Raw genomic sequence first — 21,460 nt, forward strand, 5'->3', positions numbered from 1 at the left:
CCGGATCCTGGAGCCATGCACACCGACACCGAGCGCTGCGTAAGGGCCGTGCAGTCGAAGGACGCCCGCTTCGACGGCTGGTTCTTCACCGCCGTCCTCACCACCCGGATCTACTGCCGGCCCAGCTGCCCCGCCGTTCCGCCGAAGGTCGAGAACATGACCTTCCTGCCCAGCGCCGCCGCCTGCCAGCAGGCCGGGTTCCGGGCCTGCAAGCGCTGCCGGCCGGACACCAGCCCCGGATCCCCCGAGTGGAACGCCCGCGCCGACGCCGTCGCACGCGCGATGCGGCTGATCCGGGACGGAGTGGTGGACCGCGAGGGCGTGCCCGGGCTCGCCGCGCGGCTCGGGTACTCCACGCGCCAGGTGGAGCGCCAGCTCAGCGCCGAGCTCGGCGCCGGCCCCCTGGCCCTCGCACGGGCCCAGCGCGCCCAGACCGCGCGGCTGCTCATCGAGACCTCCGAACTCCCGATGGGCGACGTCGCGTTCGCCGCCGGATTCTCCTCCATCCGCACCTTCAACGACACCGTCCGCGAGGTCTTCGCCCTCTCCCCCAGCGAGCTGCGGCTGCGCGCCGGCAAGGCCAACCGCCATCAGCCCCGGATCCCCGGCACGATCAGCCTCCGGCTGCCGTTCCGGGCCCCCCTCACCCCGGACAACCTCTTCGGGCACCTGGCCGCGACCGCCGTCCCCGGCGTGGAGGAGTGGCGCGACGGCGCCTACCGCCGCACCCTGCGCCTGCCCTACGGCACCGGGGTCGTCGCCCTGACCCCGCAGCCCGACCACATCGGCTGCCGACTCGCCCTGACCGACCTGCGCGACCTCACCATCGCCATCAGCCGCTGCCGCTGGATGCTCGATCTGGACGCCGATCCCGAGGCGGTCGACGAGCAGTTGCGCGCCGACCCGCTGCTGGCCCCGCTCGTGGACAAGGCCCAGGGGCGCCGGGTGCCCCGTACGGTCGATGCCGCGGAGTTCGCCGTACGGGCGGTCCTCGGGCAGCAGGTGTCCACCGCGGCGGCGCGCACGCACGCGGCCCGGCTGGTCACCGCGCACGGTGAGCCGGTGGAGGATCCGCTGGGCGGGCTGACCCACCTCTTCCCGTCCCCCCAGGCCCTCGCCGCGCTGGACCCGCAGTCGCTGGCCATGCCGCGCACCCGGCGGACCACGTTCACCACCCTGGTCGCGGCGCTCGCCGACGGTTCGCTGCCGCTCGGCATCGACAGCGACTGGGAGGCGGCGCGCGCCCAGCTGTCCGCGCTGCCCGGTTTCGGCCCGTGGACCACCGAGATCATCGCGATGCGGGCGCTCGGCGACCCGGACGCGTTCCTGCCGTCGGACCTGGGCGTCCGGCGCGCGGCGCACGGGCTGGGGCTGCCGTCCACCCCCACGGCGCTGACCGCCCGGGCGGCCCGCTGGCGGCCCTGGCGCGCGTACGCCGTCCAGTACTTGTGGGCCACCGACGACCACGCCATCAACCACCTGCCCGCCTGAGGAGCACACACACCGTGAACACCAGCAACAAGCAGCACACCGTCGTCGACAGCCCCTACGGTCCGCTCACCCTCGTCGCGACGGGCGGGGTCCTCAGCGGCCTGTACATGACCGGACAGCGGCACCGCCCGGCCGAGGAGTCCTTCGGGGAGCGGGTCGCCGCGGCCGAGGAGCCGTTCCCCGAAGTGGTGCGGCAGCTGGCTGCGTACTTCGCCGGGGAGCTCACCGAGTTCGACCTGCCGCTGCGGCTGGAGGGCACCGACTTCCAGCGCAGCGTGTGGGACCAGCTGGTGCGCATCCCCTACGGCGAGACCTGGTCGTACGGGCGGCTCGCGGCCGAGCTCGGCAAGCCGAACGCCTCGCGCGCCGTGGGGCTGGCCAACGGGAAGAATCCGATCGGGATCATCGTGCCGTGCCACCGCGTGATCGGCGCTTCGGGCGGCATGACCGGCTACGGCGGCGGACTCGAGCGCAAGGTCCGCCTGCTCGACTTCGAGTCCGGCGCCCGGCAGTTCCAGGAGAGCCGGGGGCTGTCCCGTCCTCAGACCACGACCAGCGGGACCAGCAGGGCGAACGCGGCGCCCGCCTCGACCGCGTAGGCGTACAGCGAGGGGTGCTGGACGGGGGCGGCGAGCAGGACCACGCTCTGCCGGGCCGCGGCGGCCGCCACCCAGTCGGGGTCGGCGCCGAGGTTCCCCTCGTACCAGCCCTCGCAGGAGCCGGGGCCACTGACGGCGAGCAGGTCGTCCTCGCGGCGGTACAGGGCCTGCCACTGGGTGGCGGGCACGGACCAGCCGTCGAAGTCGGTGAACTGGAACCAGCCGCCGTCGCGGATCGCGGTGTCGAACAGCCAGACCGGCATGCCCTCCGGGGTCACCTCGCCGGCGGACTGCTGGTCGGTGGTGAAGTGGACCATGGGGAGGGCGTCGGGCCCGTCGGCGGTGCTGGGCCAGGCGTACATCGTGATCATCAGCTGATTCTGTCCTGCTCGCGGTAAGCCCGGTGTTACGAGGGTGTCGAGGGGTACGCGGGTGCCGAGGGATGCGCGGGTGACGAGGGATGCGGGGGTGACGAGACCCGTTCCTACGAGGGAAGGGGGCGGCGGCCGTTCTCCAGTTCCGCGGCGCCCTCGCCCGACTGCAGGACCCGGTAGGCCTCCTGGGTGCGCAGGCCGAGCGATCCGTGGAGGTACGCGGTGAGTTCGGCGGGGTCGACCAGCCGCCAGGAGATCAGCTCCTCCTCCTGGAGCCTGATCGACGCGAGCTGCTCGGCGTCGAGCACGCCGCCGTCGTAGAGGTACGCGACCAGCGGCGGGCGGCCCGGGCCGAGGGTCCAGTCCACGGCGAGCAGCCGGCCGAGCGGCACGTCGATGCCGATCTCCTCGGCGCTCTCGCGGCGGGCGGCCGTGCGCGGCGACTCGCCCCGGTCGGACTCGATGGTGCCGCCCGGCAGGGCCCAGCCCTCGCGGTAGTTGGGCTCGACGAGCAGGACCCTGCCCTCGGCGTCCCGGTAGAGCGCGGCCGCGCCGGCCAGCACCCGGGGCAGGCTCGCGATGTAGCCGGCGTAGTCATCCGTGGTGGTCACCTCGCCACCCTATCCGGACATCCGCCCGGGGGTGTCCGGCCCGTCCTCGCGGTCGCGGCCCCTGGACTCGGCGACGCGCCGCAGCCGCGGGTGGCGGGCCGGCCCCTGCTCGGTGACGGCGTCGCCGACCACGGCCCGCACCGCGTCGCGCAGTCCGTGCAGCGCGTGGTGGCGGGCGGGTCCGGCGCCGGGGTCCTCGCGCAGTTCGGTGAGCAGGGCCCAGCACAGCAGCAGCATGACGAGGACGAAGGGCAGCGCGACGAGGATGGTGGCGGTCTGCAGGGACTTGAGGCCTCCGGCGACCAGGAGCACGGCGGCGACGGCGGCCATCAGCACGCCCCAGGTGACGACGAGCCACGTCGGCGGGTGGAGCGAGCCGCGGCTGGTGAGCGAGCCCATGACCAGGGAGGCCGAGTCGGCGCTGGTGACGAAGTAGGTCATCACCAGGGCCATGGCCACCCATGAGGTGACCGTGGACAGCGGCAGGGCGTCCAGCATCGCGAACAGCGAGGCCTCCGTACCGTCCTTGATCGTGGCGGCGAAGTCCACGGCGCCGGTGGAGTCGAGGCGGATGGCGGTGCCGCCCATCACGCAGAACCAGATGACGGTGGCGCCGCTGGGGACGAGCAGGACGCCCACGAGGAATTCGCGGATGGTGCGGCCGCGCGAGATGCGGGCGATGAAGGTGCCGACGAAGGGTGCCCAGGAGAGCCACCACGCCCAGTAGAAGACGGTCCACGCGCCGAGCCACTCGGCGTCGGTGAAGGCCCCGGTCCGGCTGGCCATGGGCAGCAGCTGGTGCAGGTAGCCGCCGATGCTGGAGGGGATCACGTCGAGGACGTAGACGGTGGGGCCGAGCAGGAAGACGAAGAGCATCAGGGTGGCGGCGAGCACGAGGTTGAGGGTGCTGAGCCACTTCACGCCCTTGTGCAGGCCGGAGAAGGCGGAGAGCACGAAGGCCGCCGAGAGCGAGCCGATGATGATCAGCTCGACGGTGGTGGAGTCCTCGATGCCGGTGGTGATGCCGAGCCCCTTGGACACCTGGAGCGCGCCGAGGCCGAGGCTGGTGGCGGTGCCGAAGACGGTGGCGAAGACGGCGAGCAGGTCGATCGACTTGCCGGCCCAGCCGTCGGCCCGCTCCTCCCCCAGAAGGGGGACGAAGGCGGAGCTGAGCCGGTTGCCGCGGCCCTTGCGGAAGGTCGCGTAGGCCAGGGCGAGGCCGGCGATGCCGTAGATCGCCCAGGGGGTGAGCGTCCAGTGGAAGAAGGAGTACTCCATGGCCGCGAGGGCGGAGGCGCCGGTGGCCGGGGCAGCTCCGGAGGCCGGGGGCGGGGCCAGGTAGTGGGTGAGCGGCTCCCCCACTCCGTAGAACATCAGGCCGATGCCCATGCCGGCGCTGAACATCATCGCGATCCATGCGAGGTCGGTGAACTCGGGCTCGGAGTCGTCGGCGCCGAGTCGGATCCTGCCGAAGCGGCTGACGGCGAGGACGACGCACATCACGAGGAAGGCGTCGGCGGCGATCACGAACAGCCAGGCGAAGTTGTCCAGGACCCAGGCGAGCGCGGTGCCCGACGCGGTGTCGAAGGAGTCCCCGGCGAGGGCCGCCCAGGCGACCACGGCCAGCACGGCGGTCACGCCCGCGGTGACGACGGTGCGGTCGGGGGCGCCGGCCGCCGCACCTCCGGAGCCGTCACCTGGGGTGTCCGGACGTGGCTCTTCCGGTGATTCGGCGCTCATGTGGCCACACTATGCAGGCGTATATCCGTATTTAGACGCATGGCGCGCCGCATGTGGCCCAGGCCACTCATGGGCATAGGAGGATCCTCCGGATAAGCTCATGGCGGCGCGACTGCACTGTTCGATAGCAAGGGAATAGCAAGGTGACGGACGGAGCAGTAACTGAGGCCGCGCGCGTGCTCATCGCCGCGGACAAATTCAAGGGCTCGCTCACGGCCGTTCAGGTCGCGGAGCGGGTGACGGCGGGCCTTCGCAAGGCCGTACCGGACGTGGAGATCGAGACCCTCCCCGTCGCGGACGGCGGCGACGGCACGGTCGCGGCCGCGGTGGCGGCCGGTTTCGAACGCCGGGAGGTACGGGTCACCGGCCCCCTCGGCGACCAGGTCACGGCCGCCTTCGCGCTGCGCGAGGGCACCGCGGTGGTCGAGATGGCGGAGGCCTCCGGGCTGCAGCTGCTGCCGGCGGGCACCTTCGCGCCGCTGACGGCCACCACGTACGGCTCGGGCGAGCTGCTGAAGGCCGCGCTGGACGCGGGCGCACGCTCCATCGTCTTCGGCGTGGGCGGCAGCGCCACCACCGACGGCGGCGCCGGCATGCTGGCGGCGCTGGGCGCGGTGTTCCTGGACGCGAACGGCGAACCGGTGGGTCCGGGCGGCGGCGCGCTGGCCGGGCTGGCCTCGGCCGACCTGTCGGGGATCGACCCGCGCTTCGCGGAGGTCGACTTCGTCCTGGCCAGCGACGTGGACAACCCGCTGACCGGCCCGAAGGGCTGCGCGGCGGTGTACGGCCCGCAGAAGGGTGCCTCGCCGCAGGACGTGGCGACGCTGGACGCGGCGCTGGCGCACTTCGCCACCATCCTCGAGAAGTCCATCGGCGCGAAGGCCGCCGAGTGCGCGGTGCTCCCGGGCGCGGGCGGCGCGGGTGGCATCGGCTACGGGGCGCTGCTGCTCGGCGCCACCTTCCGTCCCGGCATCGAGCTGATGCTGGAGGTACTGGGCTTCGCGCCGGCCCTGGAGCGCGCCACGCTGGTCATCACCGGGGAGGGCTCGCTGGACGAGCAGACCCTGCACGGCAAGGCCCCGGCAGGTGTCGCGGCGGCGGCCCGGGCCGCCGGCAAGCCCGTCGTGGCGGTGTGCGGCCGGCTGCTGCTGACCCAGGAGGCCCTCGAGGCCGCCGGGATCCGCAAGGCGTACCCGCTGACCGACCTGGAGCCGGACCCGGCGAAGTCCATCCCGAACGCCGGTCCCCTGCTGGAGCAGGTGGCGGCCTCCATCGCCGCCGACGTCCTCTGAGCCGTACCGGCCGGTGAGGCCCGGTCCCCCCGAAGCGGGGGGACCGGGCCTCCGCCGTTTGCCGCCCTCGCGCGTGGGGCGGCCGCCGCGCGGCCGCCCCCAAACCCCCCGGACAGTGTTAGAAAGGGCTCATGACCGGACGTTTTGGTCGCCAGCCGACCGGATGGGGCCCGCGCCTGTTGGCGCGCCTGTCGCTGGGGGCCCGCAGCGTCGCCGGTCAGGTCTTCGCCCTCCAGGCGGTGATCGTGCTGCTGCTGATCACCGCGGCCTCGGTGGCCCTGGCCCTCCAGTCCCGTTACGACAGCCAGCGCGACGCGCGCAACCGCTCGCTCGCAGCCGCAGAGGCCTTCGCGCACGCCCCCGGCCTCCCGGCGGCGCTGGAGGCACCCGATCCCACCGCCGTGCTCCAGCCGCTCGCCGACGCCGCCCGCCGGGCCTCCGGCGTCGACTTCATCGCCGTGATGGACACCGACGGGCTCCGGTACACCGACTCGCGGCCGGAGCTGATCGGCCGGCGCGCCACGGGCGACCTCTCCCGGGCCGTCGCCGGGCAGTCCTTCACCGAGACGTTCACGGGCGAGCCCAGCGACGCGGTCCGGGCCGTCGTGCCCGTACGGGACGCCCGGGGCCAGGTGGTGGGCCTGGTCGGCACCGGCATCGAGGTGGCGAACGTGTCCGAGGTGGTCGAGGACCAGGTCCCGCTGCTCGTCGGCGCCGCGGCGGGCGCCATGCTGCTCGGCACGGGCGGGGCCTTCCTGGTGAGCCGCCGGCTGCGGCGCCAGACGCACGGGCTGCGCGCCGACGAGATGGCCCGGATGAACGAGCACCACGAGGCCGTCCTGCACGCCGTGCGCGAGGGCGTGCTCATCATCGGGACCGACCACAGGCTGGTCCTGGCCAACGACGAGGCCCGCCGGCTCCTCGGCCTGGCCCCGGACGCCGAGGGCCGGCACGTCGCCGACCTCGGGCTGGACCCGCGGACCACCGAGCTGCTCGTCTCGGGCCGGGTCGCGACGGACGAGGTGCACCTGGCGGGCGACCGGCTGCTCGCGGTCAACGTGCGGCCCACCAAGCCGTACGGGGGCCAGGCCTCCGGCACCGTCATGACCCTGCGCGACTCCACCGAGCTCGCCGCGCTCTCCGGCCGTGCCGAGGTCGCCCGCGAACGGCTCCAGCTGCTCTACGACGCCGGCGTCCGGATCGGTACCACCCTGGACGTGGTGCGCACCGCGGAGGAGCTGTCGGAGGTCGCCGTCCCCCGCTTCGCCGACTTCGTCACCGTGGAGCTGCTGGAGCCGGTACTGCGCGGTGACGAACCCTCCTCGGCCCCCGGCACGTACACCGAGATGCGGCGGGCCGCCATGAGCGGTGTCCGCACCGACCAGCCGCTCCAGCCGGTCGGCGACATCATCCGGTTCATCGTCCCGACGGCTCCGATGTCCGCCGCCCTGGACGCCGGGGAGGCGGTGCTCGCGCCGGACCTGCACGCCGCCATGGGCTGGCGGGCCCAGGATGCGCACGGAACCCGGCAGGCGCTGGACTACGGGCTGCACTCCCTGATCAGCGTCCCGCTCCAGGCGCGCGGCGTGGTCCTCGGCATGGCCAACTTCTGGCGGGCGGCGGACACCCCGGAGGCCTTCGACGAGGAGGACCGTTCCTTCGCGATGGAGCTCGCGGCGCGAGCGGCGGTCTCGATCGACAATGCCCGCCGCTTCACCCGCGAGCACGCGACGGCCGTGGCCCTCCAGCGCAGCCTGCTGCCCCGGGTGCTGCCGGACCTGACCGCCGTGGACGTCGCCTTCCGCTACCTGCCGGCGAAGGCGGGGGTCGGCGGGGACTGGTTCGACGTGATCCCGCTGCCCGGGGCCCGGGTGGCGCTGGTGGTCGGCGATGTCGTGGGCCACGGGGTGCACGCCGCGGCCACGATGGGCCGGCTGCGCACGGCCGTGCACAATTTCTCCACCCTGGACCTGCCGCCCGACGAACTGCTCGGGCACCTGGACGAGCTGATCAACCGGATCGACCAGATCGAGAGCGGAGGCGGGGCCGACGGGGGCGAGAGCGGCGGGGAGCGCGGGGAGGAGCCCGCCGCCATCACGGGTGCCACGTGCCTGTACGCCGTCTACGACCCGGTGACGGGACGGTGTGCGATGGCCAGCGCCGGGCACCCCGGGCCCGCGCTGATCCGCCCCGAGGGGCACGTGGAGTTCCCCGAGCTGCCCGCCGGGCTGCCGCTCGGGGTCGGCGGCATGCCGTTCGAGGCGACCGAGTTCCGGCTGCCCGAGGAGAGCCGGCTCGTGCTGTTCACCGACGGCCTGGTGGAGGACCGCCACCGCGACTTCGACAGCGGTCTGGCGCTGCTGCGGGATTCTCTGGCCCGGCCGGGCCGCAGCCCCGACCAGGCCTGCTCGGACGTGCTGGCGGCACTGCTCTCCCCCGTGCCGGGCGACGACATCGCCCTGCTGATCGCCGACACGCGGCGGGTGGAGGCCGACCGCATCGCCGAGTGGGAGGTGCCCGGCGAAGCGGCGGCCGTCTCCCGCGTGCGCAACGCCGGCGCGGCGCAGCTCGCCGCCTGGGGCCTGGAGGACATCTCCTTCACCACCGAGCTGATCCTCAGCGAGCTGATCACCAACGCCATCCGGTACGGGTCGGCGCCCGTGCGGGTCCGCCTGCTGCGCGACCGCAGTCTGATCTGCGAGGTCTCCGACGGCAGCAGCACCTCCCCGCACCTGCGGTACGCGGCCACCACCGACGAGGGCGGGCGCGGCCTGTTCCTCGTCGCGCAGTACGCCGACCGGTGGGGCGTGCGCTACACGGACCGGGGCAAGGTCATCTGGGCCGAACTGCCGCTGACCGCGGGCACGGAGCCGTCGGCTCCGGCCCCGCTGGACCTGGACGCGCTGGAGGACCTGGCCTGGTGAGTGCGCGGCGCCCCGGGGCGCCGTCACACCGCCCGGGTGCGGGCCAGGAGGACCGCGACGTCGTCCTGCGGATCGCAGGGCAGCAGCTGCTCCAGGATCCCGTCGCACAGCTCCTCCAGCGGCTGCCGCGCCGTCGCCAGAGCCCGTGCCAGCTGGTCCATGCCCTCGTCGAGGTCCCGGTCGCGGGCCTCGATCAGACCGTCGGTGTAGAGCACGAGCAGGCTCCCCGGGGGCAGGCCCACCTCCTCGGTGCGGAAGTCCTGCCCGCCGGTGCCGAGGGGGGTGCCGGGCGGGCCGTGCAGGAAGGCGAGGGTGCCGTCGGCTGCGACGACGGCGGGCGGCGGGTGCCCGGCGCGGGCGATCACGCAGCCGCCGGAGGCCGGGTCGTGGACGGCGTAGACGCAGGTCGCCATCTCGTCCTCGCCGAGATCGGCGACCACCGCGTCGAGCGAGCGGAGCATCTGCTCCGGCGGTACGTCCAGGCGCGCGAGGGTCCGTACCGCCGTGCGCAGCTGGCCCATGACGGCCGCCGCGTGGATCCCGTGGCCCATCACGTCCCCGATGACCAGCCCGGTCCGGCCGCCGGGCAGCTGGATGACGTCGTACCAGTCCCCGCCGACGTCGTGGTCGCTGGCGGGCAGGTAGCGGCCGGTCAGTTCGAGGCCGGTGACCCGGGGCAGCTCGCTGTTGGTGAGGCTGCGCTGGAGGGTCAGGGCGGCGTGCCGCTGGCGGGTGTACATCCGGGCGTTGTCGATGTTGAGGGCGGCGCGGGCCACCAGCTCGTCGACGAGCACCCGGTCCTCGTCGTCGAAGGGCCCGCGCTCGCGCAGCCGGGTCACGGCGACCGCTCCGAGCACCTGCCCGCGGGCGACCAGCGGGATCATCCGGGCGGAGCCCAGGGTGGCGAGGTAGGTGCGCAGGGCATCGGCGCGCGGGTCGGTGATCAGGGCCGGGATGTCGGGCGTGTAGAGGTTCATCGGCCGGCCCTCGGCGATGACCCGCTCGTAGACGCTGTCCGCGGGGATCTGGAAGGTCTGGCCCGCCTGGAGCCTCGCGGTGGGCGCGGTCGGGTCGGGGAAGACCGCCGCCAGCCGGCGCATCACGCCGCGGGTGGAGGCCGCGGCGGCCGGGCCCTCGTCCGGCCCCAGGACCGCTTCGAGCAGTTGGACGTCGGCGGAGTCCGCGAGCTGCGGCACCAGCAGGTCCACGATCTCCTGGGCGGTCTGGTGGAGGTCCAGGGTGCTGCCGATGCGGGTGCCGGCCTCCGCCAGCAGGGCGAACCGGTGGCGGGCCCGTTCGGCCTCGGCCTGCGCCCGCTGGCCGTCGGTGATGTCGATGAGGGAGGCGATCAGGCCCAGGGGCCGTCCCGAGCCGTCGAGCAGCGGGGCGTAGGAGCAGGACCAGGTCCGGTCGTGGCCGGGGTCGGCGGCGGTGCGCCCGGTGCGGCGGACGTCGACGACGGCCGTGCCCCGTTCGAGGACCTGGCGCATGGTGGCCTCGAGGGCGGTGGCGTTGACCCCCGGCACCACCTCGGTGAGCCGTTTGCCCAGGTGCGCGGCGGCGGGGACGCCGTTCATCCGGGCCAGGGCGTCGTTGACGCGCAGGAAGCGCAGGTCGGTGCCCAGGGTGGCGAGGCCGATCGGCGACTGGGTGAACAGGCTCTGGAGGGCGGCGAGCGAGTCCCGCATGTGGAGGACCTCGGAGGTCTCCACGGCGATGAGCATGGCCCCCGTGCGGCCCTGCGCGTCGGCGGCGGGCACGATCCACATCTCCATCACGACGCGGTGGCCGTCGCGGTGGCGCACGGGCAGGGTGCCCACGACGGTCTCGCCCGCCTGGACGCGGCGGGTCAGGTCGTCGGCGAGCCCGCGGTTGGCCTCGGGGACCAGGACGGAGCTGCCGGGGCGGCCGAGGATGTCTTCGGGGCGGTGTCCGAGGAGGTCCTGAGCGGCGAGCGACCACTCGACGATGCGGCCGTCCGCGTCCTCGCGCCACAGGGCGATCGGCAGCAGCTCGCGGAGCACGCCCGCGTATCCGACGGCTGCGGCCGGCGGATCCGGCACTTGGCTCGTCGACTGGTAAGCGTCCACCTCACCGACCTCACCCCGGGGGGCCTGATTCCTACCGATTCACCCTAGCCGAGGGGCGGGCCTGCGGCTCTGTGTCTGCCGGCTCGGCATAGAGCCAGGGATGGACGGCGGTGACCACGAACAGGACGGCGTAGACGATGAGCGCGGCCCACCACCCGCCGAGCCCGTCCCGGCCGAACTGGACCAGGGCGGCGACCGCCCCGGCCACCAGGGCGGCCAGGACCCCGCGCCACCGGTGCGCCGGGTCCGTACCGACGTACAGCAGGGCTCCGGCGGCGAGCGCGCAGGCGGCGCCGACGAGCGGGGTGAGGGGCCATCCGTGGACGGAGTCCTCGGGCACGCCGTGCAGCAGGACCAGGGCGAGTGCGGGCAGGGCGGTGAGGACGACGACCGCCGGCCACCGCTGCCAGGCCGCGCGCAGCCCCGGCCAGACCCAGGCGGCCAGGGAGAGCGCGGTGAGGACGGCGAGGGGGACGTGTCCGGGCAGGGAGGACCACTGCCCGGTGGAGAAGGCGACCGCGGTCCACATCAGGGCTGCCGCGCACAGCGCCGGCAGGGGCGCGAGGACGGCGGTGACCGGCACCAGGCACAGGAGCGGCTTCGCCAGCCCGAGCGCTCCTTGGACGAGCCTGGCCCGCAACCCCCTGGCGGGCTGGAGGGCGGGCCAGGCCAGCAGTCCGGTCCGCAGGGCGGCCCGGCGCGGGTCGCGGGCCCGGACCAGTGCGCCGACCTTCTCGGCGCCGATGGCGCGGAAGGCGTCCATCGCCCGGTCGACGTCGGCGGGCGTGGTCAGCGGCCGGGGTTCGGGGATGTCGGGCCGGTTCCCGGCGCGGATGCCCTTGGCGTGCAGGGCGGCGATCAGCGGGAGCTCCTGGTCGAGGATCTCGCGCTGGCGCAGGGCGGTGAGCGTGTCGCGCACCCGGTCCCAGCGGCCCGTCTCCGGCAGGGAGACCAGGGCCTTGTGGTAGAGCTCCTTGAAGAGGGCGGGCTCGGGCACGGAGTCGGCGACCAGCGCGCCGAGTTCCTCGTCGTCGGGGTAGTCGGGGTCGCCGGGGTCGTCGCCCCCGAAGGCCGCGGCCAGCCGTTCGTCGGTGGCGACCACCGACACCAGGGACGCGGCGGCGTCCAGGCGGCCCCAGGTCCAGTCGCTCAGCCGCCAGCGGGCGCTGAGGAACGCGGCGAAGTTGGCGAGCTGGTTCCCGCTGAGCTTGGCCGCGACCATGTCCTTCGGGGACTCGGGGTCCACGTCGCGCAGCACCTCGCGGGTGGCCCAACTGGTGTTGGCCGCCGACATGGTGTGGAAGGCGATGTCGGACGCCTCGGCCAGCGGGTCGGGCCGCAGCGGGCCGAGCAGCACTTCGGCGGCCGCCAGCGCGTCCCTCATCTGCGGTCCGTCGCCGGCGGCGGCCTCGTGGAGCGCCTGGTACCCGTCGACGGTCGCGGGGGTCATGACCCGGCCGAGCCGGCGGCCGAGCTCCCCGGCCCGTTCCCACAGCTCGCGGTAGAGGCCTTCGGGCCACTGCCCGGAGCGGGCCTGCGCGGGAGCGGCCGAGGCCCGGTCGAGGGCCGCGGCCAGCGACCCCGACCAGGCCCGCCACTCGGCGGGGTCCGCCCCGGCCTCCGGGACCTCGGGCATGAACTCGCCCAGCAGGGCCGTGGCCTCGTACAGCGGACCGGTGGCGCGGGCGGGGAGGGCGCCGCCGCCGAGCGCCGCCGCGTACGTGCGCAGCAGCAGGCGGTCCCGGGCGGCGATGAGGGTGGCGACGGCGAACCGGTACGCGTACAGGCGTGCGCGGCATTCCGCCATTGCCTGCGCGTCCACGTCCTCGGCCGGCGTCCGGGCCTCGTACGCCCGCAGCCAGTCCATGAGCAGCCGCACGGTCCGGGCCAGGGCCAGCGGCGAGCGCCCCGGGCAGGGAAGCGGACCGGACACGTCGGGCAGCGTCATGCTGCCCCCGGCGGCGCACAGTCGCGCGAAGAGCGACACCGAGCCCTCCCCCGGGCTCGCGTCCAGCGGTTCGAGCGGCCCCGGCCCGGCGGGCAGCGGCAGCGGGTCCGGGCCGGTCACGTCCGCCGGGTCCTCCAGGAGGCGGACGAGCCGCTTCGCCTCTCCGGTGCCGACGGTACGGCGGTAGGCGCCCATCCTGGCCGCCGCGGCGAACTCCAGGGCCGAGAGGTTCGGCGGGAGGGCGCCGGTGACCGCGCGGGCATGCTGCGCGGCGGCCTCGGTGGCCCGCAGTTCCAGGGCGTCGTCGCGCAGGGACTCCGCGCCGGTCTTCACCGTCAGGGATTTCACCGCCATCCTGACCAGCCGGGTGACCCGGCGGCTGCCGGGCGGCTCCGGTTTCGGCGGGGAGGGCGGTACGGGTTGCAGGAAGAGCAGCCACCGGTCGGTCTTCTGCGTGGCGGGGGCTCCGGCGATGGCCCGCACCGCCCAGGCCACCGGGATGTTGTCGAGCAGGCCGCCGTCGACGAGTTCGACGCAGCCGTCGGGGCCGTCCGGGTAGCCGGTCTCGCTGCTGACCCCGCGCAGGTCCACCGGCGCGGAGCGGTCCGCGGGCGGCGGGGCGCCGCCGACGTACAGCCGGCCCGGCTCGAAGGCGCCGGGAAAGGAGGAGGTGGTCCTGGCGGCGAACGCCAGCCGGTCCAGGGCGGCCTTCCGGGCGGCGCCGCCGCTGGGGAAGTCCGTCAGGGGAGCCCGGTGGCGGAACCGGAAGTAGGCGTTCGAGCGGCCGACCAGCAGCGGCACCCCGCGTGTGGGCCGTACCCAGTCGCGGCGGGGCCGCAGGCGGGTCGCCGTCAGGATCAGCCGCAGCGACCCGACGGGGCGCCTCGGTTCGGGGGCGTCGGCCAGCAGGGCGTCGAGGGACCTGCGCAGTTCGGTGTAGAAGACCTCGTCCCCGCGCATCAGCGAGTCCGGTACGTGGAAGGGGGTCGAGCGGCGTAGCAGGCCTTCGAGGTCGCCCAGGCGCAGCCAGACGTCCCGTACGCCCGCGCCGAAGGGCATCCCGTACACGAGGTGGCAGGCGAGCAGCACTCCGTTGAGGCCGCCGGCGCTGGTGCCGACGACGACGTCGATGTCCACGTCCGTGTAGCGGCAGGACCGCAGCAGGGACCGGTAGACGGCCGTTTCCGGCTCCGGCTGCTCCCCCGGGCCCGGGGCGGGGTCGGCCGCGCGCCGCAGCGCCGCCGTCTCGCAGCAGGCCCCGCCCATCCAGACGGCGAGGCTGACCCCTCCTCGCATCGCGAGGGCCAGCCGCAGTTCCGAACTGCTCGTGCCCTGGGCGGTGGCGTTCATACCCTCAGCGTCACCCCGGATCAATCCGGGCGCACCACGACTCTTGACGACGGGCGAATAAGGAGGAAACTCGTCATTACACCGGAAAACCGGAAAAGAGCCGCACCTCCCTCCGGAGACGTCCAGAGGCCCGCGTGACCCTTGTCCAGGCTCTGGCCAGGCCCCCGGCAGAACCCGAGTTCCACGGGAGCCATCGGCGACGGCGGATGGCTCATGGAATCGGCGGGACTGCCGGGGACTGTCTTGTTCCGGACGTGTCCGTCCGGTCGGGATGCGCCTGTGTTCCGTCCGGTCCGGATGCGTCCGCGTTGCGTCCGGTCCGCATGCGTCCGTCGTGGCGCGAGCTCGCTGTGGGTCAGTACAGCTGGCGCGCGAGGCCCTCCAGGGGCCGCGGTGCGGGCGAGGCGTCCAGGACCGCGGCGACGGCCTGCGCGAGCCGCGGGATCCGGTGCGCGGGTATCCCGGCGATGTTGATCCGGCCCGAGGTGGTGCCGTAGACGGCGTGCCGCACGCGCAGGTCGAGCATCTGCTGCGCCGTGAGCGGCAGCATCGAGAACATGCCCTTCTGCCGGTCGAGTGCCCGCGCGGGCGCGTCGTGGCCCAGAGCCCTCAAGTGGGCCGTCAGGTCGGCCCGGTTGGCCGTGATCCTGCCCCGCATGACCTCCAGCTCCGCCCGCCACGCTGCCCGCAGCCCGTCGTCCTCCAGGACCGTCGCCACGACGGCGGCGCCGTGCTCGGGCGGCATCGAGTACAGCGTCCGGGCCGCGTTCTGCAGGGCCGTCTCGGCATGCGCCAGCGCCCGGGCGGAGGTGCCGAGGACGAGGGCGCATCCGGTGCGGTCGCTGTAGAGCCCGAAGTTCTTCGAGCAGCTGACGGCGACCAGCATCTCGGGGACCCGTGCGGCCAGGATGCGCGTGGGCAGCAGGTCGGCCTCCAGGCCGTCGCCGAGGCCGTGGTAGGCGAGGTCGACGAACGGAACCCAGCCCTCGCGCACGGCGAGTTCGGCCAGCGCCTCCCACGCGTCGAGCGTGGGGTCGGCGCCCGTCGGGTTGTGGCAGCAGCCCTGGAGCAGGACGACGTCGTCGCGCCGCGCCGCGCCCAGTTCCCGCAGCACGCCCTCCGCGTCGAAGCCGCCCTCGGCGTCGCGCCAGCCGAACGTACGGACCTCGAGCCCGGCGGCCTCCAGGATCGGCCGGTGGTTGACGTAGGCCGGGTCGCTGATCCACACCGTGGTGCCCGGGCGGGTCCGGCGGATGAGGTCGGCCAGCAGGCGCAGCGCGCCGGAGCCGGCGACGGTCTGGACGGTGACGGCCCGGTCGGCCGGTGCCTCGGCCCCCAGGACCATCGTCTGCATCGCCCGGTTGAAGGCGGTGTTGCCGGAGAGCCCCCGGTACTCCTTGGACTCGGCGCGCTCCGCGAGGCGGACCTCCGCCTCGCGCACGGCGGCCATGACGGGGGTACGGCCCGTGGGGTCGCGGTAGACGCCGAGGACGAGGTCCAGGCGCTCGGGCCGCTCGTCGGCGGCAAACGCGGCGGTCAGGTCCCACAGCGGGTCGGTGGGCGGCGGCGGGAGGAGCTCAAGCATGGGCGGGAACCTTGGGTCGTGGGCGTCGGTTGGCGAGGACGACGCCGGCGGTGATGAGGGGGACGCCGAAAAGCACGGCGGGGCTCGGCGTCTCCCCGAGGAGGGGGATGGCCAGCAGGACGACGGCGACGGGGCTGAGGCTGCCGCCGACGGAGCTGCGCTCCGCGCCGAGCCTGCGGATGGCGACCGCGTACAGCAGGCCGGCGCACAGGCCGACTCCGAGCCCCTGTACGACGAGGAACAGGGCGATGTCGCTGCCCGCGGCGTGCGCGAGGCCGGTCGGCAGGACACCGGTCAGGACCAGGGCCCCGATGATCGCGAACGACGGCAGGCACAGCAGGCCGATCGATCCGACGGGGTCGAGGGCGACGTCCCGCAGGCCCACCGTGTAGAGGGCCCACAGGCCGCTGGCCACCAGGAGCGTGCCGGCACCCTCCAGGACGTCCGCGTCCACGGGGACGACGTAGCGCCAGACGAGGGCGGCCACGCCGGCCGCGATCAGCGCGAGCCCGGCCGCCTGCGTGCCCCTGGGGGCGCCGTGTCCGCGGGCGGCCATCAGCGCCGAGACGAACAGCGGCACCATCCCGGGGACGATCGAACCCACGAAGGCCGCCGAGGTCAGGGACCCCCCGTGCATGGCCGCCAGGAAGAACGGCACCCCCGCACCGCAGACGATCTTCAGGGCGGGACCCGGCCGGACCGCCGCGATGCTGTGGCGGCGCCGCCACAGCGCGGGGAGCAGGATGACGAGCGGGACGCCGAAGCGCAGCAGGGCGGCGTCGGCCGGCAGCAGGGTCGAGGCGCTCAGGGCCCGGGCGCTGAGCGCGAACGCGGCCCAGATCGACACGGTCACCAGCAGGGCCAGGACGCCCTCGGTCTGCGGGGACGGCCTGCGCCGGCCCGTCCGGGAGGAGAGCCTGCGCCGGCCGGGGTGACCGGCCGGCGGGCCCGCCGTCGGGGGAGGCGCGGTCGCCCCGGTGATGTGCGTTGCGACCACGGTCGTTGCTCCAGCCGTACCGAAATCGGACCGGTCTGGTCCGTTCACGGGCAACGCTAGGGCCTGGGCCGGGGCAGCCGATTGCCAGTTCTGCCCCTCGGACATACGTTTGGGGCAGGATCTGCCAAGAATCACCGAGGATCCGCAGAGGAGAGGCCATGGACGCAGTCGATCTGCAGATCATCCGGGAGTTGCAGGCCGACGGGCGCCTGTCGAACCAGGACCTGGCCGACCGCGTCCGGCTCTCCCCGTCGCCCTGCCTGCGCCGCGTCCGGCGCCTGGAGGAAGCGGGCCTCATCCGCGGCTACACGGCCATGGTCGACCAGGTCGCCTTCGGGCTCCCGGTCACCGTGTTCGTCCGGATCCGGCTGGAGCGCCACACGGCGGAGGCGGTCCGGCTCTTCGAGGAACACGTCGCGGTCATCGAGCACATCCAGGACTGCTACCTGATGGCGGGCAGCAGCGACTACCTGCTGCGCGTGGTCATCGAGGACCTGGAGGCGTACGAGGCCCTGGTGCGCCACCGGATCCACGCCATCCCCGGCATCGCCTCGATCGAGTCGAGCTTCGCGTACGGCAGCGTGAAGCAGTCCCGTACGTACCCCCGTCCTTCCTCACGCTCCCCCCGGGCCTCAGCCCAGCGATGAGTCGGACGGGACGACGACCCCGTACAGGTCGGCGATCGTCGCGAGGGCGGCTTGGTGGACCTGTTCGGCGGACAGGTCGGCGACGGCCGTGCCCAGGGGCCGGCTCGCGCAGGCGTCGGCGACCACGGTGGGCTGGTTGCCCCGCAGGAACGCGCCTTCCACGGTGAAGCCCACGCACATGTGGGTCATGAACCCGATGACGATGACGTCCTTGTGGCCGGCGGCGTCGAGGTGCTCGCCCAGGTCGGTGCCGACGAAGGCGTTGGGGGCGGCCGTCTTGACGACGACGGTCTCGCCCTCGGCCGGAGCCACGCTCGGGTGGATGCGGCCGATGTCGGCCCGGATGTCGTAAGGGGTGCCCTCGCCGCCGTCGTGCTGGACGTGGATGACCTTCGTGCCGGCCTCCCGGGCCCTGGCCAGCAGTGCGGCGGCGGACTCGAGCGCCGCCTGCCAGCCCGTCAGCTCCAGCACGCCCCGGGTGTAGGTGTTCTGGTAGTCGACCAGGACCAGCGTCGCATCGGCCAGGGAAGCCGGGGTCCGGTCGAGGCCGCCCAGCTCGCGCAGGGTGGTGGTCGCAGACATGGAAGTACCGTCCTCGGGACTCGTAGGGGAGGTCGGGGCCACGATCGGTGGGCCCGTGTGGAACGCTATGGGCCACCGAAGGTGTCGGCAATGTCATGCGACTTGCAGATACGGACATCGCGTCAGCCCCGCCGAACGGAGACCAGGTTGAGCACCCCCGGACGCCTCGTCGTCGTCGTCCTCTTCGACGGCGTCGACCTGCTGGACGTCACCGGCCCGCCGGAGGTCTTCTCCCTGCTGCGGCGCGAGGTGGGCGGGGCGGCCGGCTACGACGTCGTCCTGGCCGCCGAGACCACGGATCCCGTCACCACCTCAGCCGGGGTGCGCATCCTTCCCGATGCCACCTTCGAGGAGGTGGCGGGAAGGAGCATCGACACCCTCCTGGTGCCGGGGGCGGTAGAGGCCGACGGCCAGGGCCGCGTACGCGCCGTGAGCGATCCCGCCGTGGTCGGCCGGGTCAAGGCCCTGGCCGGGCGGGCCCGGCGCGTCGCATCGGTCTGCGTGGGGGCCCACGTCCTCGCGGACGCCGGACTGCTGGACGGCAAACGCGCCACGACCCACTGGTCGACCGCACGCCAACTCGCCGCCGAGCACCCCTCGATCGAGGTCGACGCCGATCCGATCTTCATCCGCGATCAGGACGTGTGGACGGGCGCGGGCATCAGCGCCTGCCTCGACCTGTCACTGGCCCTCGTGGCCGACGACTTCGGCGAGTCCGTCGCCCTGCGCATCGCCCGGCAGCTGGTGATGTACCTGAAGCGGCCCGGCGGGCAAAGCCAGTTCAGCGTCCCGCTCGAACCCGTCTCGACGACGCGTCGCGTCGAGGACCTGCGCCACCACATCACGCGCAGCCTCGCCGAGCCGCTCACGGTCACCGACCTCGCCGCCCACGCCCACGTGAGCGAACGGCAGTTGACCCGGATCTTCAAGACGGAACTGGGCACGACCCCGGCGGCCTACATCGAATCGGCGCGCGTCGAAGTGGCGCGCCACCACCTCGAGTCCACGGACGCCACCCTCGAACGCATCGCGTCCGCCTGCGGCTTCCACACGACCGACACCCTCATCCGGGCCTTCCGCCGGCGGCTCGACACGACCCCGACGGAATACCGCAACCGGTTCCGCACCTCCCCGTAGGCCGGCTCAGGGCGCTTCCCCGACGACCGCCGCGAAGGCCGCCCAGGCCTTGTCGTCGAAGAGCACGAACCGCACCTCTTCCACCGCCGTGCGGGCCGCCCGTACGGTCTCCACCGCGATCCGCGCGCCGTCGTCCATGGGCCACCCGTAGATTCCGGTGGAGATGGCCGGGAAGGCGACGGTACGGGCACCCAGTTCGTCGGCGACCCGCAGGGACTCCCGGTAGCAGGACGACAGCAGCTCCGACCGGTCCTCCTCGCGCGACCAGACCGGGCCCACGGTGTGGATGACGTGCTCGGCCGGGAGCCGGCCGGCGGTGGTGGCGACGGCCTTGCCCGTCGGCAGGCCCTTGCCGTAGTGCGAACGGCGCAGGTCCTCGCAGGCGGCGAGGATCTCCGGGCCGCCGCGGCGGTGGATGGCGCCGTCGACCCCGCCGCCTCCGAGCAGGGAGGAGTTGGCGGCGTTGACGATCGCGTCGGCCTTCTCGGCGGTGATGTCACCGCGGACCAGGGTGATGCGGACCATCAGGTGTCCCTCCTCAGGTGGCGCCACACGGCCTTGGCGGCGTTGTGGCCGGACATCCCGTGCACCCCGGGGCCGGGCGGGGTCGCCGAGGAGCACAGGAACACGGCCGGGTGGGTGGTCGTGTACGGGGAGAGCGTGAGCTTGGGGCGCAGCAGCAGCTGGAGTCCCGAGGCGGCGCCGCAGGCGATGTCCCCGCCGACGTAGTTGGGGTTGCGGGCGGCGACCTCGGGCGGGCCGGCCGTGGCGCGGGCCAGGACCAGGTCGCGGAAGCCCGGTGCGAACCGCTCCAGTTGGCGTTCGACGGCGTCGGTGAGGTCGCCCTGCCAGCCCTTGGGGACGTGGCCGTACGCCCAGAACACGTGCTTGCCCTCGGGTGCGCGGCCGGGGTCGACGAGGCTGGGCTGGGCCGTGATGAGGAAGGGCGTACGGGGGACCCGGCCGCCCGAGGCCAGTTGCAGGGCGGCGTCGATGTCGCGGGCGCGGGGGCCGATCTGGACGGTCCCGGCCCGGCGCGGCTCCTCGGCGGTCCACGGGACGGGACCGTCGAGCGCGTAGTCGATCTTGTACACGGCCGCGCCGTACCGGTAGCCGTCGTAGGCGCGCCCCAGGCGGGCGATGCGGGCCAGCGCGGTCGGCGAGGTGTCGAAGACGTAGGCGCGGGCGGGCGGGAGGTCATCGAGCCGTTTGACCTCGAAGCCGGTGTGGACGGCGCCGCCGAGGTCGCCCAGGTACCGGGCCAGGGCGTCGGAGATCGACTGCGAGCCGCCGCGCGGCATCGGCCAGCCGTTCTCGTGCGCGGCCAGGGCGAAGACCAGGCCGACGGCGCTGGTGGCGATCCCGTCGAGCGGGGCGATGACGTGCGCCACCAGCCCCGCGAACAGCGCACGGGCCCGCTCGTCGCGGAAGCGGCGCAGGAGCCAGGTGGAGGGCGGCAGCCCGGCGAGCCCGAAGCGGGCCAGGGTGACGGGGTCGCGGGGCAGCGCGGTGCCGGGCAGCGACATGAAGTCCCGGGCCAGGGTGTCCCACCTGCCGAGGAACGGCTCGACCAGGCGCCGGTAGGCACCGGCGTCGCGCGGCCCGAACGACGCCGCCGTCTCGGCGACCGAGCGGGACAGGACGGACGCGGTGCCGTCGTCGAAGGGGTGCGCCATGGGCAGCGGGGCGTGCAGCCACTCCAGCCCGTACCGCTTCAGCGGCATCGTCGCGAAGACGGGCGAGCCCACGCCGAGCGGGTGCACGGCCGAGCAGGGGTCGTGGCGGAAGCCGGGGAGGGTGAGCTCCTCGGTCCGCGCCCCGCCGCCGACCGTGTCCGCGGCTTCGAAGAGGGCCACCGAAAAGCCCCGCCGGGCCAGCTCGACGGCGGCCGTCAGCCCGTTGGGCCCCGCCCCCACCACGACCGCATCGAGAATCGACGGCACTTGCGACTCCTTCGTCCGGCGGCGCCACCGCCCCCAGGATATTCCGGCCTGGCAGGCGCTAGGGGGTGTCTGACGGAGGTCCGCGGCGTCGCGGTGCCCGGCACGCACTCTCGCCGCACCGGCCGAAAGCCCAAGTACGTCCAGTACGGG

Annotated in this window: 16 protein-coding genes; 6 read left to right on the plus strand and 10 right to left on the minus strand. The window is 74.1% G+C overall.

Annotated elements, in window-relative coordinates; genetic code table 11:
* Positions 1-15 precede the first annotated feature (15 nt).
* Positions 16-1,491: an AlkA N-terminal domain-containing protein gene (locus AB0D44_RS25195; RefSeq protein WP_362594925.1), complete on the plus strand. Its 1,476-nt coding sequence runs from the start codon at positions 16-18 to the stop codon at positions 1,489-1,491.
* Entirely contained in the window at positions 1,488-2,090 is a 603-nt protein-coding gene (locus AB0D44_RS25200; protein ID WP_362594960.1) for a methylated-DNA--[protein]-cysteine S-methyltransferase, read from the plus strand. Before AB0D44_RS25195 ends, AB0D44_RS25200 begins: the two co-directional genes overlap by 4 nt.
* Here the strand turns inward: AB0D44_RS25200 and AB0D44_RS25205 are convergent.
* The 3 genes from AB0D44_RS25205 to AB0D44_RS25215 all read right to left on the minus strand — a co-directional run bounded on the left by AB0D44_RS25205 (position 2,033) and on the right by AB0D44_RS25215 (position 4,815).
* Positions 2,033-2,461 (minus strand): hypothetical protein, encoded by a 429-nt coding sequence (locus AB0D44_RS25205; RefSeq protein WP_362594927.1) that lies wholly within the window; start codon positions 2,459-2,461, stop codon positions 2,033-2,035. The two genes, AB0D44_RS25200 and AB0D44_RS25205, sit on opposite strands and share 58 nt — an antisense overlap.
* A 113-nt stretch (positions 2,462-2,574) precedes the next feature.
* On the minus strand, positions 2,575-3,075 hold the full coding sequence (locus AB0D44_RS25210) for an NUDIX hydrolase (RefSeq protein WP_362594928.1): 501 nt from the start codon (positions 3,073-3,075) through the stop codon (positions 2,575-2,577).
* Between the two features lie 9 nt (positions 3,076-3,084).
* Positions 3,085-4,815: a BCCT family transporter gene (locus AB0D44_RS25215; RefSeq protein ID WP_362594929.1), complete on the minus strand. Its 1,731-nt coding sequence runs from the start codon at positions 4,813-4,815 to the stop codon at positions 3,085-3,087.
* 143 nt (positions 4,816-4,958) lie between these two features.
* Between AB0D44_RS25215 and AB0D44_RS25220 the strand changes: the two genes are divergently transcribed.
* Positions 4,959-6,107: a glycerate kinase gene (locus AB0D44_RS25220; protein WP_362594931.1), complete on the plus strand. Its 1,149-nt coding sequence runs from the start codon at positions 4,959-4,961 to the stop codon at positions 6,105-6,107.
* Positions 6,108-6,238: 131 nt separating this feature from the next.
* Positions 6,239-9,031: a SpoIIE family protein phosphatase gene (locus AB0D44_RS25225; protein ID WP_362594933.1), complete on the plus strand. Its 2,793-nt coding sequence runs from the start codon at positions 6,239-6,241 to the stop codon at positions 9,029-9,031.
* 23 nt (positions 9,032-9,054) lie between these two features.
* Here the strand turns inward: AB0D44_RS25225 and AB0D44_RS25230 are convergent, their stop codons facing one another.
* From AB0D44_RS25230 to AB0D44_RS25245, 4 genes are all read right to left on the minus strand, one after another.
* A complete protein-coding gene (locus AB0D44_RS25230) occupies positions 9,055-11,121 on the minus strand; it encodes a SpoIIE family protein phosphatase (protein ID WP_362594935.1) in 2,067 nt (688 codons plus the stop codon).
* Between the two features lie 31 nt (positions 11,122-11,152).
* A complete protein-coding gene (locus AB0D44_RS25235) occupies positions 11,153-14,419 on the minus strand; it encodes a DUF3376 domain-containing protein (protein ID WP_362594937.1) in 3,267 nt (1,088 codons plus the stop codon).
* Positions 14,420-14,774: 355 nt separating this feature from the next.
* Positions 14,775-16,004 carry an aromatic amino acid transaminase gene (locus AB0D44_RS25240; RefSeq protein WP_362594939.1) on the minus strand — a complete coding sequence of 410 codons (1,230 nt, stop codon included), beginning with the start codon at positions 16,002-16,004 and terminating at the stop codon, positions 14,775-14,777.
* Complete coding sequence (locus AB0D44_RS25245; protein WP_362594941.1) at positions 15,997-17,001, minus strand: DMT family transporter; 1,005 nt, start codon at positions 16,999-17,001, stop codon at positions 15,997-15,999. Before AB0D44_RS25245 ends, AB0D44_RS25240 begins: the two co-directional genes overlap by 8 nt.
* Before the next feature lie 158 nt (positions 17,002-17,159).
* Here AB0D44_RS25245 and AB0D44_RS25250 point away from each other — a divergent pair, with 158 nt between their 5' ends.
* Positions 17,160-17,648, plus strand: coding sequence for an Lrp/AsnC family transcriptional regulator (locus tag AB0D44_RS25250; RefSeq protein WP_362594943.1), 489 nt, complete (start codon positions 17,160-17,162; stop codon positions 17,646-17,648).
* On the opposite strand, the gene AB0D44_RS25255 is transcribed toward AB0D44_RS25250, so the two are convergent.
* Entirely contained in the window at positions 17,634-18,230 is a 597-nt protein-coding gene (locus AB0D44_RS25255) for an isochorismatase family protein (protein ID WP_362594945.1), read from the minus strand. The two genes, AB0D44_RS25250 and AB0D44_RS25255, sit on opposite strands and share 15 nt — an antisense overlap.
* A gap of 147 nt (positions 18,231-18,377) precedes the next feature.
* On the opposite strand from AB0D44_RS25255, the gene AB0D44_RS25260 reads away from it, so the two are divergent.
* The gene (locus tag AB0D44_RS25260; protein WP_362594947.1) at positions 18,378-19,367 is read left to right on the plus strand and encodes a DJ-1/PfpI family protein; all 990 of its coding nucleotides are present in this window, start codon (positions 18,378-18,380) and stop codon (positions 19,365-19,367) included.
* Between the two features lie 6 nt (positions 19,368-19,373).
* On the opposite strand, the gene AB0D44_RS25265 is transcribed toward AB0D44_RS25260, so the two are convergent.
* Complete coding sequence (locus AB0D44_RS25265) at positions 19,374-19,892, minus strand: O-acetyl-ADP-ribose deacetylase (protein WP_362594949.1); 519 nt, start codon at positions 19,890-19,892, stop codon at positions 19,374-19,376.
* Complete coding sequence (locus AB0D44_RS25270; RefSeq protein WP_362594951.1) at positions 19,892-21,310, minus strand: NAD(P)/FAD-dependent oxidoreductase; 1,419 nt, start codon at positions 21,308-21,310, stop codon at positions 19,892-19,894. Before AB0D44_RS25270 ends, AB0D44_RS25265 begins: the two co-directional genes overlap by 1 nt.
* Positions 21,311-21,460: the final 150 nt, after the last annotated feature.

Source organism: Streptomyces sp. NPDC048349 (assembly GCF_040651925.1).
GTDB lineage: Bacteria > Actinomycetota > Actinomycetes > Streptomycetales > Streptomycetaceae > Streptomyces.